The organism is Burkholderia sp. MSMB1459WGS (genome assembly GCF_001534535.1).
GTDB lineage: Bacteria > Pseudomonadota > Gammaproteobacteria > Burkholderiales > Burkholderiaceae > Burkholderia.
The window spans coordinates 1-16,005 of sequence record NZ_LPMU01000029.1 but is presented as its reverse complement, the minus strand read 5'-3'; the positions used below and the strand labels follow the sequence as shown (position 1 = coordinate 16,005).

Here is a 16,005-nt window from a genome sequence, read left to right as displayed (position 1 = left end):
AGCAACGATGGCGGGCGCTCGAACGTGGTCGCGGTCGGCTCGGCCGATTCGGCGCGACAAGTCGTGAACGTCGCGGCGGGCACGCAAGGCACCGACGCGGTGAACGTGAACCAGTTGAATGCGAGCGTAGGCAGCGCGTTGTCGCAAGCGAACAGCTACACGGACGGCCAGGTGGCGAGCCTGCGCGACAGCCTCGACAGCTATCGCCGCGACGCGGACGGCGGCACGGCGACGGCGATGGCCGTGGCCGGTCTGCCGCAGCCGTCCGGCCCGGGCAAGAGCATGGTCGCGATCGCGGGCAGCGTGTACCGCGGCCAGTCGGGGCAGGCGCTCGGCATCTCGACCATTTCGGAGAACAACCACTGGATCTACAAGGCGGCCGTGTCGACCAACACGCGCGGCACGTACGGCGCCGTGGTCGGCGCCGGCTATCAGTGGTAAGCGTACGGGCGATTCGATGCGAAACATGAAACGGAACAACAAGCGAACCATGAAAACTCAACAGGCTGTGCTGCTCGCGGCGTGCGTCGCGACTGCCGTCGCCATGACGGGATGTGCGGTGCCCCACACGCCGCCCCGCTTTCCGGACGCGGCGTCCGCGTCGCCCGCGGGCGGCACGTTCGTGAACGTCGCGAACCTGCGCAACGTCAGTACGGGCCTCAACAAGGATCAGCTCTACGATCTGATCGGGCCGCCGCACTTTCACGAATGGTTCGTGGGCAACCACGTGTGGAACTACCTGTTCGACTTCCGTCGCGGCGACCAGGTGGTGTCCTGCCAGTACCAGGTGCAGTTCGACAAGAACATGCGCGTGAGCGCGACGTACTGGCGTGATCCGCAGTGCGCGGACTGGGTGCGGGACACGGTGCCGGCGGCAGCCGCCGCCCGGCCGGCCCCCCTCGAGCAGTACACGATCCAGGGGGAGGCACTGTTTCCGTTCGCGCAGTCGAGCCTCGATTCGATGCTCCCGGGCGGTCGCGCGGAGCTCGACGCCGCGATTGCGAAAATCCGCGACGAAGCCGGCGCGACGAACATCGACGTGGTCGGCCACACCGATCGCATCGGCTCGGAAGAAAGCAATCGTGCACTGTCGCTGGCGCGGGCAGAGACCGTGAAACGCTACCTGGTGACGCACGGGATCGACGCCGCTCGCATTCGGGCCGACGGTGCCGGATCGTCGCAACCGGTCTCGCGTTGTCCGCCCGGCGAAACGCCGGCCGTCATCGCGTGCCTGCAGAAAGACCGACGGGTGACCATTACCGTGTACGGGCAGCACTGAGTTCGTGCTGCGCGGGGCCGCGGCTGCGCCGATTGTGCGATGTGACGTAGCCGACGGTCGTCGGGTGCGCCGGGCGACGAGTCATGCGCGCTCGCCGGCTCCACGGCGCTAGCGGCCGGCGCGGCGAGCACAACGACCCGCTCGGCATGTAACGACACGGGCCGATCGGCCCGCTTCCCGTAGCCGCAACCGGTTGCGTGGCCGGTGTGACGGCACGAACGCGACACGCCCCGGACGATCCGGGCCGTGTCGTCGATCAGCGGTGCGCCGCGAGCGCTGCGGTTATCGCCAGGAATCGTGCGATATCGTCCGGCGCATGACAATGGAGCGGCGAGATCCGCACCGCGCCGGCGAGCCCGAACGATTTCAGCATCCGGCCCGAATACAGGCTCGATGCGACGCGCTCGTACACGATCACACCGCGCTTCTCGTATTCCCGCACCGCCTGCGTCGGTTCGAGATGCGCGAAGCCGATCCCGACGATCAGGTCGCGCTGCGTCAGATCGTCATGATCCCAGTAGACGTCGACGCCGTCGATCGCGCGCAAGCCGTCGAGCAATGCGGCCAGCAGCGCGCGCTCATGCAGCTCGATCCGGTGCATGCCCTCGACGAACAGCGTGCGCCGGTCGTCCGAATCGATGAAATACCGGCCGATCCAGGCCACGTAATCGACGATCGCCGATACGACCGAAAACTGCGCGGGCGCCGGGCTGCCGAGTTCCCATACGCCAGTCTCCTTCGCGGCGAGCCGGTGATGCGGCAATGCCGCCGCGCGCGGCGACAGCCACGACATGCCCGAGCCGCGGCATCCGAAAAACTTGTACGGGGCGAAGTTGATCCCGTCGACCGGCGTGCGCTGCAGATCGATGATCCCGTGTGGCGCATGCTGGACCGCGTCGACGACGATGAACAGGTCGGGCTTCTTCGCGCGCGCACGCGTGACGATCGTCTCGATGTCGAATTTCGCGCCGGAAATGTTCGACGCCGCCATCACGCTGAGCAGCGCGGTATCCGCATCGACGAGCGACACGATCGCATCGACGTCCACGCCGCCGGTCTCCGGATTGCTCGGCGCGATGCGCAGCGTCTTGCCGGTGCGTTCCGCGTAATACGTCATCGCATCGTAGGACGACGGATGCTCGAGCACGGTCGTCACCGCATTGGTGCCCGGCACGTTTTCCATGATCGCGCGCACCATGTCGAACATCGCACCCGATGCAGTCAGCGACGCATACACGCTGCCGCCCTGCGCGTTCAGGATCGTGCGAACGTCGTCCTCGCCGCGCGACTGGATCGCCTGCAGATCGAGTGCGCGCGCGTGGATGCGTTCCGGGCAATCGGGCAGCGCATCGATCCGTGCGTACGCGTCGACCGCGGCCTTCAACCGGAACGACCCACCCGCGTTGTCGAAGAACAGCCGCTCGCGGCCGCCGATGTCGCGATCGACGTGATGAAAGCGCGACTTGATCTGCTCCATCAACGCGTCGGGAAAAAATGCTCCACGGGGACTGCTCATCTTCGATGCTCCTGTTTGCTTCGGAATGTTGTGCGATGTGTGCATGGCGGCGTTCATGGCGGCATTCAGCCGCGCAGCGATTCGACGTACGCGCGGCCCTTTTCCGCGTCGTACCGGCCTTCCCATTTCGCGATGACGAGCGGCGCGAGCGCGTTGCCGACGACGTTCAGCGCGGTGCGGCCCATGTCCATGATCCGGTCGACGCCGGCAATGAACGCGAGCCCTTCGAGCGGCAGCCCCGCGCTCGCGAGCGTCGCGAGCATGATCACGAACATGAAGCCCGGCACACCGGCGGCACCCTTCGACGTGACGACCATGGTCAGCGTCAGCAGCACCTGCTGCTGCCAGCCGAGGTGCACGCCGTAGAGCTGCGCGACGAACAGCGTGCCGATGCCGAGATAGATCGATGCGCCGTCCAGATTGAACGTGTAGCCGGTCGGCACCACGAACGTCGTGATGCTCTTCGGCACGCCGTAGTCCTCCATCTTCCTCATCAGCTGCGGCAGCACGGTCGCCGAGCTGCAGGTCGAGAACGCGATGATCAGTTCGTCCTTGATCACGTGCAGCAGCGTGAGGATGCGGAACCCGAACAGCCGCGCGGTCACGCCGAGCACGGCGATCGCGAACAGCAGGATGGCGAAGTAAGTGACGGCGACCAGCTTCAGCAGCGGCAGCAGCGATCCGAAGCCGAAGCTCGCGACGGTCACCGCGATCAGCGCGCACACGCCGACCGGCGCATAGCGCATCACCATGTTCGTCACCTTGAACATCGCGTCGGCGACGCCCTTGAGCATCGTGAGCACCGGCTTGCGATGCTCTTCCGGCACCGACTGCAGCCCAAGCCCGAACAGCAGCGAGAAAAAGATCACCGGCAGCAGGTCGCCCTTCGCCATCGACGCGACGATGTTGTCCGGGATGATGCCGAGCACCAGCGCCATCAGCCCGTGGTGCGCCTGCTGCACCTGTTGCGTGGTCTGCTGGTAACGGGAGATGTCGGTGTGCCCGAGTTGCGACATGTCGGTGCCGACGCCGGGCTGCAACACGTTGCCGATCACGAGCCCGAGCACGATCGCGATCGTCGTGATCGCTTCGAAATAGAGCAGCGTCTTGATGCCGAGACGGCCGAGCGACTTGCCGTCGCCCACGCCGGCGATGCCGATCACCATGCTCGTGAACACGATCGGCACGACGATCATCCGCACCAGCTTGATGAAGATGTCGCCGGCCGGCTGCAGCAACCCGGACACGGCGGCGTCGCGCAATTGAGGAAACCGGTTCAGCACGAGCCCGGTCGCGATGCCGATGACGAGGCCGATGACGATCTGCCACGCAAGACCGACGCGCGGCTTGCGGGCGGCGCCGGCGGCGGGCGGGGAATCGATGACGGTGTCCATGCAGTCTCCAGGAATGAGGGGTCGATTGAACGATGGGTGCGATGCGGCGCGTTTTCTGGTGAACGCACGCGCCCGGCGACGCCACGGGAGCACCTTAAACAGCCGAAATATGTAAAAAAAGCGATTTTTTGACATGAGAACATATCGCTTTTCTTCATCTATCGAGTGACTCGCGATGCTGACGTTCAAGCAGATGGAAGCGCTGTACTGGATCGTTCGGCTCGGCTCGTTCGACGCCGCGGCGACGCGCCTGAACACGACGCAGTCGGCCGTATCGAAGCGGATCCAGGAACTCGAACGCACGTTCGACCTGACCGTGTTCGATCGTGCGCATCGCAGCGCGCGGCTCACCGACAAGGGCGCGGAGCTGTTCGAGCACGCGAAGGCGTTGCTCGAACAGCGCGACCGCGTGGTCGAGCGGATGAGCTCGAAGGAAGCGCTGGTGCGGCATGTCCGGATCGGCGTGACCGAACTGACCGCGCTGACGTGGCTGCCGCGCTTGATCGCGGCGATCCAGGCCGCGTATCCGCGCGTGCACGTGGAGGCCGAGGTGGACCTGACCGCGACGCTGCGCGATCGGCTCGCGGCCGACACGATCGATCTGATCGTGGTCCCGCAGATTCATGCGACGGACGCGTTCACGGCGACGGCGGTCGGCGAGGTCGACAACGCGTGGATGTGCGCAGCCGGATTCGTGCCGACGTCCCGGGCCGCCCTGTCGTTGACGGACCTCGCGCGGTTTCCGCTGATCCTGCAGGGAAACCTGTCGGGCACCGGGCACCTGTACACGCGCTTTCTGCAGGAACACGGCGTCGCGACTCAGCGCGTGCTGTCGAGCAACAGCCTGCTCGCGCAGATCGGCCTGACGCTGTCGGGGCTCGGAATCAGCTATCTGCCGAAGGCATGCGTCGCGCACCTCGTCGCTTGCGACGCGCTGGAGATCGTGCGCACGCAGCCGGCGCTGCCGCCGGTTCGCTACGTCGCGCTGCATCGCGCCGAACGCGCCCATTCGTTGATCGCCGAGATCGTCCGGCTCGCCGCGCAGTCGTGCGATTTCAACACGAGCCTGCTGGATCCGCGGGCGCACGACTAGGGCGAATGGCGCGGCGCTGCCCACCGCCCTCCGGCGGAACCGGCGATCTGCTGCGCCGCATCAATCCGTATCCGGTTGCGCCCGCTGCCGCAGGCACGAAGCGCCACCGGCGCAATCGCCGTCGCCCACCCGGACATATCCGACGCTAGCGCAAACCCGGAGCCGGTTGCACTGTTCATCGCGATTCTGGTCCTGTATCGTCCTCCCATCCCCGATTGCGAAACCGCTGCATGGGAGGCTCACGATGCGAAAAAAGAATGCTGCAGCCGTCTGGATCCTGATCGCGATGGCGGCAGGCATCGTGATCGGCTACATGATCTTCACGAGCTTTCCGGACAGGAAAGCCGCCGCCGAAATCGCCGGCTACATCTCGCTCGTGTCCGACGTGTTCCTGCGGCTGATCAAGATGGTGATCGGGCCGCTCGTCTTCTCCACGCTGGTCGTGGGCATCGCGCACATGGGCGACGCGGCGTCGGTCGGGCGCGTGTTCGCGAAATCGATCGGCTGGTTCGTCACCGCGTCGCTGGTCTCGCTGCTGCTCGGGTTGCTGATGGCGAACCTGCTGCGGCCCGGCGAGAACCTCGGCCTGCCGCTGCCGGACATCGGCGCATCCGCGAACCTCGCGACGTCCAAGTTCACGCTGAAGGATTTCGTCGGCCACATGGTGCCGAGATCGATCGCCGAGGCGATGGCGAACAACGAAATCCTGCAGATCGTCGTGTTCTCGATGTTCTTCGGCGTCGCGCTCGCCGCACTCGGCGAGCGCGGCAAGATCCTGATCGCCGCGATCGACCAGCTGTCGCACGTGATGCTCAAGATCACCGGCTACGTGATGAAGCTCGCGCCGCTCGCGGTGATGGCCGCGATGGCCGCCACCGTCGCGGTCAACGGGCTGTCGGTACTGCTGAAGTTCGCGGTGTTCATGGGCGACTTCTACATCAGCCTGTTCCTGCTCTGGGCATTGCTCGTCTGTGCGGGGTTCCTGTTCCTCGGCCCTCGCGTGTTCAAGCTGCTCGTGCTGATCAAGGAAGCGTTCATGCTGTCGTTCGCGACGGCCAGCTCCGAAGCCGCGTATCCGAAGATCCTCGACGCGCTCGACCGTTTCGGCGTGCGCCGCAAGATCTCGAGCTTCGTGATGCCGATGGGCTATTCGTTCAACCTCGACGGGTCGATGATGTACTGCACGTTCGCGTCGCTGTTCATCGCGCAGGCGTACAACCAGCACCTGTCGCTCGGCACGCAAATCACGATGCTGCTGGTTCTGATGCTGACGTCGAAAGGGATGGCCGGCGTGCCGCGCGCATCGCTCGTCGTGATCGCGGCCACGCTGCACCAGTTCGGGCTTCCGGAGGCCGGGCTGCTGCTGATTCTCGGCGTCGACACGTTCCTCGACATGGGCCGCTCGGCCACCAATGCGGTGGGCAACTCGATCGCCAGCGCGGTGGTCGCGAAATGGGAAGGCCAGCTCCTGTCGGAAGCGGACGCCGAAGCCAATGCGGCGCGCATCGAAGCGGAACAGGAAGCGACGATCGCACATCCGACGGAAGTCTGACGGAGGCCCGGCGATGAAGATGCAGCGATTCTGGCGTGCGCTCGCGCTCGCGGGCCTGCTCGCCACGGGCGCGACCGCGCGCGCGGAAGATGCGCCGTCGACGCCGCCGCGCGTCGAGCCGGTCGCGCCGGCCCAACTGACCGGCACGCTCGCGAAGGTGCGCGCCAGCGGCACGATCGCGCTCGGCTATCGCGATGCGTCGATACCGTTCTCGTACCTGAACGCGCGCAACCAGCCGATCGGCTATTCGATCGAGCTGTGCAAGGCGCTCGTGTCGTCGATCGAGGATGCGGTCAACCGGAACCTGACAATTCGCTGGGTGCCGGTCACGTCCGACAACCGCATCGACGCGGTGGTCAGCGGGAAGGTCGATCTGGAATGCGGCTCCACGACCAGCAACCTCGAGCGCCAGAAGCGCGTGGCGTTCTCGCCGATCATCTTCGTGGCCGGCACGAAGGTGATGGTGAAACGAGGCGCGCCGGTCCGCTCGTTCCGCGATCTCGCGGGAAAGAAGGTCGCGGTGACGGCCGGTACGACCAACGAGAAGGCGCTGCGCGACCTGAACGAGCGGTTCAGGCTCGGGATCCAGCTACAGGTGGTGCCGGACCATGCGCAAGGCTTCGCGCTCGTCGCGAACGGCAGCGCCGATGCGTTCGCGACGGACGACGTGCTGCTGTACGGGCTGATCGCCGAGAACGCGAACAAGGGCGGCCAGTACGACGTGGTGGGCGACTTCCTGTCCTACGACCCGTACGGAATCATGTTTCGCAAGGACGATCCGCAGCTCGCCCAGCTCGTGAAAAGCACGTTCCAGGAGCTGGCCGCCGACGGCGAGATCGCGCGCCAGTACAAGCGCTGGTTCCTGCGTCCGCTTCCGTCGGGCTTGAGTCTCAACCTGCCGATGAGCCCGCAACTGGAAACCATCATCGAGACGATCGGCGTCAACGGGAATTGAGCGGCGTCGACATGAGCGACGCATGACGAAACAAGAACGGCCCCGATGCCTCGCCAGGCACCGGGGCCGCTCGCCGGATGCAGCGCGCTCAGCCGACCCGCGCGGCCCCCTGCCGCTCCGCTTCGGCGCCTTCGGTGACGGTTCGCGCCAGCACCGGCTTCAGCGCCTGCCCGGTATGGCTTGCCTTCACCTGCACGAGCGCTTCCGGCGGCGCCGCCGCGACGATCGTGCCGCCGCCCACCCCGCCTTCCGGCCCGAGATCGATGATCCAGTCGGCTTCCGCGATCACGTCGAGGTCATGCTCGATCACGACGACGCTATGCCCCGCATCCACCAACCGGTGCAGCACGCGAATCAGCTTCGCGACGTCCGCCATGTGCAGGCCGACCGTCGGTTCGTCGAGCACGTACAGCGTGTGCGGCGCCTTCTGGCCGCGTCGCGTGATGTCGTCGCGCACCTTCGTCAGCTCGGTGACGAGCTTGATGCGCTGCGCTTCGCCACCGGACAGGGTCGGCGACGGCTGGCCGAGCGTCAGATAGCCGAGCCCGACGTCCTTCATCAACTGCAGCGGATGCGCGATGTTCGAGATCGGCGCGAAAAACTCCACCGCTTCGTCGATCTCCATCGTCAGCACGTCGCCGATGTTCCGGCCGCGCCACGTGACGGCGAGCGTTTCCGGATTGAAGCGCTGCCCGTGGCACACGTCGCACGGCACCTTCACGTCGGGCAGGAAACTCATGCCGATCGTGCGCACGCCTTGCCCTTCGCACGCGGGGCAGCGCCCGTCGCCGGTATTGAACGAGAAACGCGACGCCGTATAGCCGCGTGCGCGCGCTTCGAGCGTATCGGCGAACAGCTTGCGGATCGTGTCCCACACGCCGATGTAGGTGGCCGGGCACGAGCGCGGCGTCTTGCCGATCGGCGTCTGATCGACTTCGAGCACGCGATCGATCTGCTCCCAGCCGCTCAGCGACTCGCAGCCCTGCCACGCATGCGTGACGTTCAGCGACGGCCGCGGCGCGCTGCGCGCGAGCACGCTCGAGCGGCGCTCGGCAGCCGGCGCGTCCTGCTGTGCCGCCTTGCGCGCCCGCCGCGTGGCCGGCGACGACAGCACCGAGCGGCCGACCGCGTCGAGCAGGTTCGTCATCAGCACGTCGCGCGCGAGCGTCGACTTGCCCGACCCGCTGACGCCCGTCACCGCGACGAGCCGCGCGAGCGGAATGCCGACCGTGACGTCGCGCAGGTTGTGCAACCTGGCGCCATGCACGGTCAGCCACGCTTCCGGCACCGCCACCCCGCCCTTCTTGCCCGGCAGGCTCACGCTGCGGCGCGGCTGCAGCGGGTGCAGCATCGGCTGCGCGAGCAGCCGCCCCGTCACCGAATCGGCCTGCGCGGCGAGATCGGCGACCGCGCCTTGCGCGACCAGCGTGCCGCCGCGCTTGCCGGCGCCCGGGCCGACGTCGATGATGTGATCGGCACGGCGGATCGTGTCCTCGTCATGCTCGACGACGACCAGCGTATTGCCCTTGTCGCCGAGCTTGCGCAGTGCGTCCAGCAGGATCTGGTTGTCACGCGGATGCAGGCCGATCGTCGGCTCGTCGAGCACGTAGCAGACGCCCTGCAGGTTGCTGCCGAGTTGCGCGGCCAGCCGGATACGCTGCGCTTCGCCGCCCGACAGGCTCGGTGCCGCGCGGTCGAGGCTCAGGTAGCCGAGCCCGACTTCCTCGAGAAACGCGAGGCGGCTGCCGATCTCGCTGACGATGTCGCGCGCGATCTTCGCGTCGCGTCCGGCGAGTTCCAGCGCGTCGATCCAGCGGCGCGTGTCCGACACCGTCCATTGCGCGACCTCGACGATCGGATGTGCATCGAACGTGACCGCGCGCGCGACCGGGTTCAACCGCGTACCGCCGCAATCCGGGCACGGCTCGTTGCCGACGCCCTCCGGCTCCTGCTCGTCCGACGGCAGCGTCTGTTCGCGGCCGCGGCCGTCCTCGGCGAGCACCGTGTCGTCGTACGCGGCGCGCTGTTCGCGCGTGAGCGTGACGCCGGTGCCGACGCAGGTCGTGCACCAGCCGTGCTTGCTGTTGTACGAGAACATCCGCGGGTCGAGCTCCGGATAGCTCGTGCCGCACACCGGGCACGCGCGCTTGACCGACAGTACCTTGACCGCGCCGACCCCGGCGGTCGAATGATCGTTGCGCATCGCATCGTGCAGCCCGTCGAGCGGAGCGAGCAGGTGCATCACGCCCTTGCCGAGCTCGAGCGTCTCGTCGAGCCTGCGCCGCAACTCGGCCTCGTTGTCCGGCGACACGACGATATCGGCAACCGGCAATTCGATCGTGTGCTCGCGGAAGCGGTCGAGTTTCGGCCACGGATCGACCGTGACGAACTCGCCGTCGACGCGCAGATGCGTGCTGCCGCGCGCCTTCGCCCACTTCGCGAGATCCGTGTACACGCCCTTGCGGTTGACGACGAGCGGCGCGAGCAGCCCGACGTGTTCGCCGCGATGATCGCGCAGCAGTTGCGCGGCGATCGATTCGACGGATTGCGACGTGACCGGCGTGCCGTCGTGGATGCAGTGCTGCAGGCCGAGCTTCACATACAGCAGCCGCAGGAAATGCCACACCTCGGACGTGGTCGCGACCGTGCTCTTGCGCCCGCCGCGCGACAGCCGCTGCTCGATCGCGACGGTCGGCGGAATGCCGTACACCGCGTCGACCTCGGGGCGACCGGCCGGCTGCACGATCGAGCGCGCATACGCGTTCAGCGATTCGAGATAGCGGCGCTGGCCTTCGTGGAACAGGATGTCGAACGCGAGCGTCGACTTGCCGGACCCCGACACGCCGGTGATCACGTTGAACTTGCCGTGCGGGATGTCGACGTCGAGCGACTTCAGATTGTGCTCGCGCGCGTTGACGATCCGCACGACGTCCTCGCCCTCGACCGCACGGCGCGCGCGCGCCGCGTTCAGCACGGCCTGCAGCGGCACGCCTTCGTCGGCAACCGCCGCTGCGCCGTCCATCGCGCGGTCGTACTGCAGCAGCGCCACGCCGGTATGCGATCCGGCGCAGGCCTTCACGTCGTCGGGCGTGCCCGCGCACAGCACGAAGCCGCCGCCATCGCCGCCTTCCGGGCCGAGATCGATCAGCCAGTCGGCCGCGCGGATCACGTCGAGATTGTGCTCGATCACGATCAGCGAATGGCCGGCTGCGAGCAGCTTGCCGAACGCCTGCATCAGCTTCGCGATGTCGTCGAAGTGCAGCCCGGTGGTCGGCTCGTCGAACATGAACAGCTTCGCGCGCGCGATGCGCGCCTCTTCCGTCGCGACCCGGCGGCCGTTGGCTGCCGCCGCCGACTCGGCGAGGAAGCCGGCGAGCTTCAGGCGCTGCGCCTCGCCGCCCGACAGCGTCGGCACCGGCTGGCCGAGCTTCACGTATTCGAGGCCGACGTCGACGATCGGCTGCAGCACGCGCAGCACCTCGGCATCGGTCGCGAAGAACGCGGCGGCTTCGCTGACGGTCAGGTCGAGTACATCGGCGACGTTCAGCGCGCGGCCCGCGCGCTCGATGCGCACTTCGAGAATCTCGGCGCGGTAGCGGCTGCCGTCGCAGTCCGGGCAACGCAGGTAGACGTCGCTCAGGAACTGCATTTCGATGTGTTCGAAGCCCGAGCCGCCGCAGGTCGGGCAACGGCCGTCGCCCGAGTTGAAGCTGAACGTGCCGGCGCCGTAGCCGCGCTGCAGCGCGAGCGGCGCCTTCGCGAACAGCTTGCGGATTTCGTCGAACGCGCCGACGTAGCTCGCCGGGTTCGAACGCGTGGTCTTGCCGATCGGCGACTGGTCGACGAACACGACGTCGCCGACCTGGTCGGCACCCGTAAGGCTGCGGAACGCGCCCGGCGACTCGGTCGCCTTGCCGTGGTGCCGCGCCATCGCCGGATACAGCACGTCCTGCAGCAGCGTGGATTTGCCGGAGCCGGATACGCCCGTCACGCACACGAGCCGCTGCAGCGGAATCTCGACCGTGACGTCGCGCAGGTTGTGCTCGGTCGCGCCTTCGAGCACGATGCGCGGCGTGCTCGCATCGACCGGACGGCGCGCCCAGTTCGACGCATGCGCGACCTGCTTGCGGCCGCCGAGATACTCGCCCGTCAGCGTGTGCGCCGAACGGATGTCGCCCGGCGTGCCGTCGTACACGATCGTGCCGCCGCGTTCGCCCGGGCCGGGGCCCATGTCGATCAGTCGATCGGCCGCGAGCATCACCGACGGATCGTGCTCGACCACGACCAGCGTGTTGCCCGCGTCGCGCAGCCGCTGCATCGCCTCGACGATCCGCGTGAGATCGCGCGGATGCAGCCCGATGCTCGGCTCGTCGAGCACGAACAGGGTTTTCGTGAGCGACGTGCCGAGCGCCGTCGTCAGGTTGATCCGCTGCACCTCGCCGCCCGACAGCGTGCGGCTCTGCCGGTCGAGCGTCAGGTAACCGAGCCCGACGTCGCACAGGTATTTCAGCCGCGTGCGCACCTCGGCGAGCAGCAGCTTCAATGCATCGTCGAGCAGCGCGCTCGGCAGCACGATTTCGTCGAAGAAGCGCCGGATGCGCTCGATCGGCAGCAGCATCAGGTCGTGCACGGTCAGGCCCGGCAGCGCCTCGAGCTGCGCGCGGCTCCAGTCGACGCCGCGCGGCATGAAGCGATCGGCCGGCGCGAGCACGCCGTCGGCATTCTCTTTCGAGCCGAGCCGCCATTGCAGCGATTCCGTCTTCAGGCGCGCGCCGCCGCACACGTCGCACGGCGTGTAGCTGCGGTATTTCGACAGCAGCACGCGGATGTGCATCTTGTACGCCTTCGATTCGAGGTAGCCGAAGAAGCGCTTCACGCCGTACCACTGGCTCTGCCACTTGCCGTTCCAGTCCGGCGAGCCGTCGACGACCCAGTCGCGCTCGGCATCCGTCAGCTCGGACCACGGCACGTCGCGCCGGATGCCGGCCTTCGCCGCGTAGCGCATCAGGTCGTCCTGACACTCTTTCCACGCGGGCGTCTGCATCGGCTTGATCGCGCCGCCGCGCAGCGTCTTGCGCGCATCGGGGATCACGAGGCCGAGATCGACGCCGATCACGCGGCCGAAGCCGCGACAGGTTTCGCACGCGCCGTACGCCGAGTTGAACGAGAACAGCGCCGCTTGCGGCTCCGCGTAGCGCAGGTCGCTGTCGGGATCGTGCAACCCGGTGGAGAAGCGCCACACCTGCGGCTCGGCGACCGCGTTTTCAGCCTCCGGCGCCAGCACGTACACGTTCACGCGGCCGCCGCCGCGCTTGAGCGACGCCTCGATCGCCTCGACCACCCGCACCTTGTCGGCCTGCTGCACGCGGAAACGGTCGGCCACCACGTCGAGCACCTTGCGCGCCCCGGTGGGCGACGCGATTTCGCGCTGCGCCTGCACGCGCGTGTAGCCGCTCGCCGACAGCCACTGCGCGATTTCCTCGTCGGACACCGCTTCCGGCAATTCGACCGGGAACGTGACGACGACGCGCGGATCGTCCGCCCGCGTACGCGCGACGAGTTCCGCGTAGATCGTCTCCGGCGTATCGTGCCGCACCTGCCGCGCGGTCTTGCGGTCGAACAGCTCGGCCGCGCGCGCGTACAGCAGCTTCAGGTGATCGTTCAGCTCGGTCATCGTGCCGACGGTCGATCGCGAGCTGCGAACCGGGTTGGTCTGGTCGATCGCGATCGCGGGCGGCACGCCGTCGACGCGCTCCACCTGCGGGCGATCCATCCGGTCGAGGAACTGGCGCGCGTACGCGCTGAAGGTTTCGACGTAGCGCCGCTGGCCCTCCGCGTACAGCGTGTCGAACACGAGACTCGACTTGCCGGAGCCCGACGGGCCGGTCACGACCGTCATTTCGCCGGTGCGCAGGTCGAGATCGAGATTCTTGAGGTTGTGCTGACGTGCTCCGCGAATGCGGATCAGATTGCTGGATGACAATTTGCCTGCCCGTCTGAATGAGTTAGCCAGAGTTCACGGTGCCGGAACGCTGCGGCGGATGCCCGCAGGCGCGGCGCGGGCCGCGACAAGGGATGCCTGCGCGCGGCCCGGTTCGACGGATACTATACTGTATATTCATACAGTTTTCCATGAACGGGCGAAGGCGCGAAAACCCCTCGCCGTCAGCGAATCGGGCGACCGCCCGGGCGCGACGCCGTGCTACGCGGGTTTGCGCAGCGGCTCCAGCAGGTGCCGCAAGCCGTTATGGTCGATCTCGTGCATGAGCGCGAGCTGTCGGCCGAGTTCGCCGCGCGGGAACCCTTCGCGAGCCAGCCAGTTGAGGTAAGGTCCGGGCAGGTCGGCAATAAGTCGGCCCTTGTATTTTCCGAAGGGCATGGTGACGGCGACGAGGCGCTCGAGATCGGGGGCATGCATGCGCGTATTGTGCACGGCTTTGCGCTCTCCCGCCGCGCGCTCGCCGCTCCACGCCGGCCCACGGCCGCGAATCCGGCCCTTCGCGGCCGGCCGAATCGACGAACCGGCCCCGATTGACGGCCGGGACTCGCGTCTGCCGCCGACTTCCTTCCCGCCTGCTAGACTGGAACTTCCCCCTGCACACCATGGAGGGAATCATGATGTCCACCTACGTCGTGAAGACCGGCGAGCAGTTCCTGTGCACCGCCGAGGACGGCGATATCGGCATGGCGCCGGCCATCGAGGATGCCGCATCCTTTAGTTCGTACGACGAAGCGGAGAAAGCCGCAAGTGCGCATGCCGACCCGGGATACGAGATCGTGGCCGTCTGCATGATCAGGCACTGAGCGTCGATTCACGGCCCGTGCGGATGACGATTCGCAGGCCGGACGCATGTCGCCGTGGGGCGACGGCGTTCATGCGACGGACCGCATGCGCACGCCGCGACGGCCCTTTCCCGTCGCCGTCGTCCGCGTCGAGCATCATCGCCGCAAGCAAGCCGTCCTGCTTCGACGGCCGCGCTTGCGGCAACCCGGTCGCGGCATCCTACTTCTGCAGCGAGATTTCCACGCGACGATTGCGCGCGCGCCCTTCGGCGGTATCGTTCGATGCCGCCGGATTGGCTTCCCCATGACCGGCCGCGGCAAACGAATCCGCCTTCAGCCCGTGCTCGCGCAGGTATGCGGCGACGGCATCCGCCCGGCGCTTCGACAGCGCCTGATTGTGCGCATCCGAACCGGTCGCGTCGGTATAGCCGTCCACTTCCACGCGGGAGAAATGCCGGTCGGCCTGCTGGTTCAGCAGCGTGTCGAGCGCGGCGGTGGCCGCGGGCGTCAGCACGGCCGAGTCGGTCGCGAAATACGCATCGCCGGTCAGGCTCACCTTCTCGACCGGCGCGGGCGCCGGCGCAACGGCCGCGGCGGCCGGTGCGGGCGCCGCGCCGCACTGGAACACGATCGAATGCGGATCGGCGCCGTCGCGGTACGGCGTGGTGGTGTCGACGAGGCGCACGGGCTCGTTGCCGCACATGCGTGTCGCGACCTTCATGCAGGTCTTCGCGGTCGACAGGATGCCGTGGCAGTCGACCTGGAACGTTCGGATGCCGTTGCGCGACTGCAGTTCGTACGCGTTGTACGTCGGCCCCGACGCACTCGAACAGGCCGCGAGGGAAACGACGGACGCCAGCAGTGCAAGATGGATGTTTTTCACTTGATTACTCCGAGAATGCGATGGGCGCAGCGTGCGGCGCGGCCGCACGCGCATGCGTTTGCGTTCGGCGCGGCCCGCCCCGGCACCGTGTGCCGGAACGAACCGCTGCGCGCGATCACTTCCACTGATACAGCATGCCCGCGCCGACGACGCGCTGGCTGCCGGCGAAACCGCCGTTCAGCGTCGCCTTCAGGTTCTCCGTGATGCGCGCCTGCATGCCGACCGCCATGGCCTTCTGGCCCTGGAACGTCGCCGTGCCGACCCCCATCGCGAAGTTCGAATCGCGGTCCATGTGCGGGATCGACGCCATCGCGGCGGTCGCGGCGATCCCCTCGCGGGCCATCGAATCGGTCTGCTGGATCTGCTGCTGCATCTGCGTGAGCTGGTTGTTGACCGTGTTCAGCGACTGCGTGAACTGGTTCGATACCGCATTCAACTGGTTCACGTTCACCGCGTCGGTGCCTTGCGTGCCGGCCGCGACGTTCACGACTTGTCGCGCCGAATCGGCCGAGCCGACCGCGACCACGTTCGAGCGCCCGCCATCGTTGCT

The 16,005-nt window shown here is 67.3% G+C and carries 12 protein-coding genes; 6 read left to right on the top strand and 6 right to left on the bottom strand.

The features are described from left to right. Positions 1–441, top strand: a 441-nt coding sequence (locus WT97_RS12665) for a YadA-like family protein (protein WP_179949774.1), incomplete at its 5' end; no start/stop codon positions are given. Positions 442–457: 16 nt separating this feature from the next. Continuing rightward, on the top strand, positions 458–1,279 hold the full coding sequence (locus tag WT97_RS12660) for an OmpA family protein (RefSeq protein ID WP_060353554.1): 822 nt from the start codon (positions 458–460) through the stop codon (positions 1,277–1,279). Between the two features lie 256 nt (positions 1,280–1,535). On the opposite strand, the gene WT97_RS12655 is transcribed toward WT97_RS12660, so the two are convergent. Further along, positions 1,536–2,795: an aminotransferase class V-fold PLP-dependent enzyme gene (locus WT97_RS12655; RefSeq protein WP_060353555.1), complete on the bottom strand. Its 1,260-nt coding sequence runs from the start codon at positions 2,793–2,795 to the stop codon at positions 1,536–1,538. A gap of 65 nt (positions 2,796–2,860) precedes the next feature. Further along, positions 2,861–4,189, bottom strand: coding sequence for a glutamate/aspartate:proton symporter GltP (gene gltP / locus WT97_RS12650; protein ID WP_060353553.1), 1,329 nt, complete (start codon positions 4,187–4,189; stop codon positions 2,861–2,863). Positions 4,190–4,364: 175 nt separating this feature from the next. Between gltP and WT97_RS12645 the strand changes: the two genes are divergently transcribed. From WT97_RS12645 to WT97_RS12635, 3 genes are all read left to right on the top strand, one after another. After that, the gene (locus tag WT97_RS12645) at positions 4,365–5,282 is read left to right on the top strand and encodes a LysR family transcriptional regulator (RefSeq protein WP_060353552.1); all 918 of its coding nucleotides are present in this window, start codon (positions 4,365–4,367) and stop codon (positions 5,280–5,282) included. A 244-nt stretch (positions 5,283–5,526) separates the two neighbouring features. Then, positions 5,527–6,834 carry a dicarboxylate/amino acid:cation symporter gene (locus tag WT97_RS12640; protein WP_059793716.1) on the top strand — a complete coding sequence of 436 codons (1,308 nt, stop codon included), beginning with the start codon at positions 5,527–5,529 and terminating at the stop codon, positions 6,832–6,834. Between the two features lie 13 nt (positions 6,835–6,847). Then, a complete protein-coding gene (locus tag WT97_RS12635; RefSeq protein WP_060353551.1) occupies positions 6,848–7,789 on the top strand; it encodes an amino acid ABC transporter substrate-binding protein in 942 nt (313 codons plus the stop codon). 88 nt (positions 7,790–7,877) lie between these two features. Here the strand turns inward: WT97_RS12635 and uvrA are convergent, their stop codons facing one another. Together uvrA and WT97_RS12625 are read right to left on the bottom strand one after the other, a co-directional pair. Beyond that, positions 7,878–13,772, bottom strand: coding sequence for an excinuclease ABC subunit UvrA (gene uvrA, locus WT97_RS12630; RefSeq protein WP_060353550.1), 5,895 nt, complete (start codon positions 13,770–13,772; stop codon positions 7,878–7,880). A 219-nt stretch (positions 13,773–13,991) separates the two neighbouring features. Beyond that, positions 13,992–14,207: a DUF3820 family protein gene (locus tag WT97_RS12625; protein ID WP_059504060.1), complete on the bottom strand. Its 216-nt coding sequence runs from the start codon at positions 14,205–14,207 to the stop codon at positions 13,992–13,994. Positions 14,208–14,404: 197 nt separating this feature from the next. Here WT97_RS12625 and WT97_RS12620 point away from each other — a divergent pair, with 197 nt between their 5' ends. Then, positions 14,405–14,593: a hypothetical protein gene (locus WT97_RS12620; RefSeq protein WP_059504075.1), complete on the top strand. Its 189-nt coding sequence runs from the start codon at positions 14,405–14,407 to the stop codon at positions 14,591–14,593. A gap of 199 nt (positions 14,594–14,792) precedes the next feature. Here WT97_RS12620 and WT97_RS12610 read toward each other — a convergent pair whose 3' ends face one another. Together WT97_RS12610 and WT97_RS12605 are read right to left on the bottom strand one after the other, a co-directional pair. Next, positions 14,793–15,455, bottom strand: a complete 663-nt coding sequence (locus WT97_RS12610) for an OmpA family protein (protein WP_060353549.1) — start codon at positions 15,453–15,455, stop codon at positions 14,793–14,795. Between the two features lie 115 nt (positions 15,456–15,570). Next, a partial coding sequence (locus tag WT97_RS12605; protein ID WP_179949773.1) for a YadA-like family protein occupies positions 15,571–16,005 on the bottom strand: 435 nt, incomplete at its 5' end.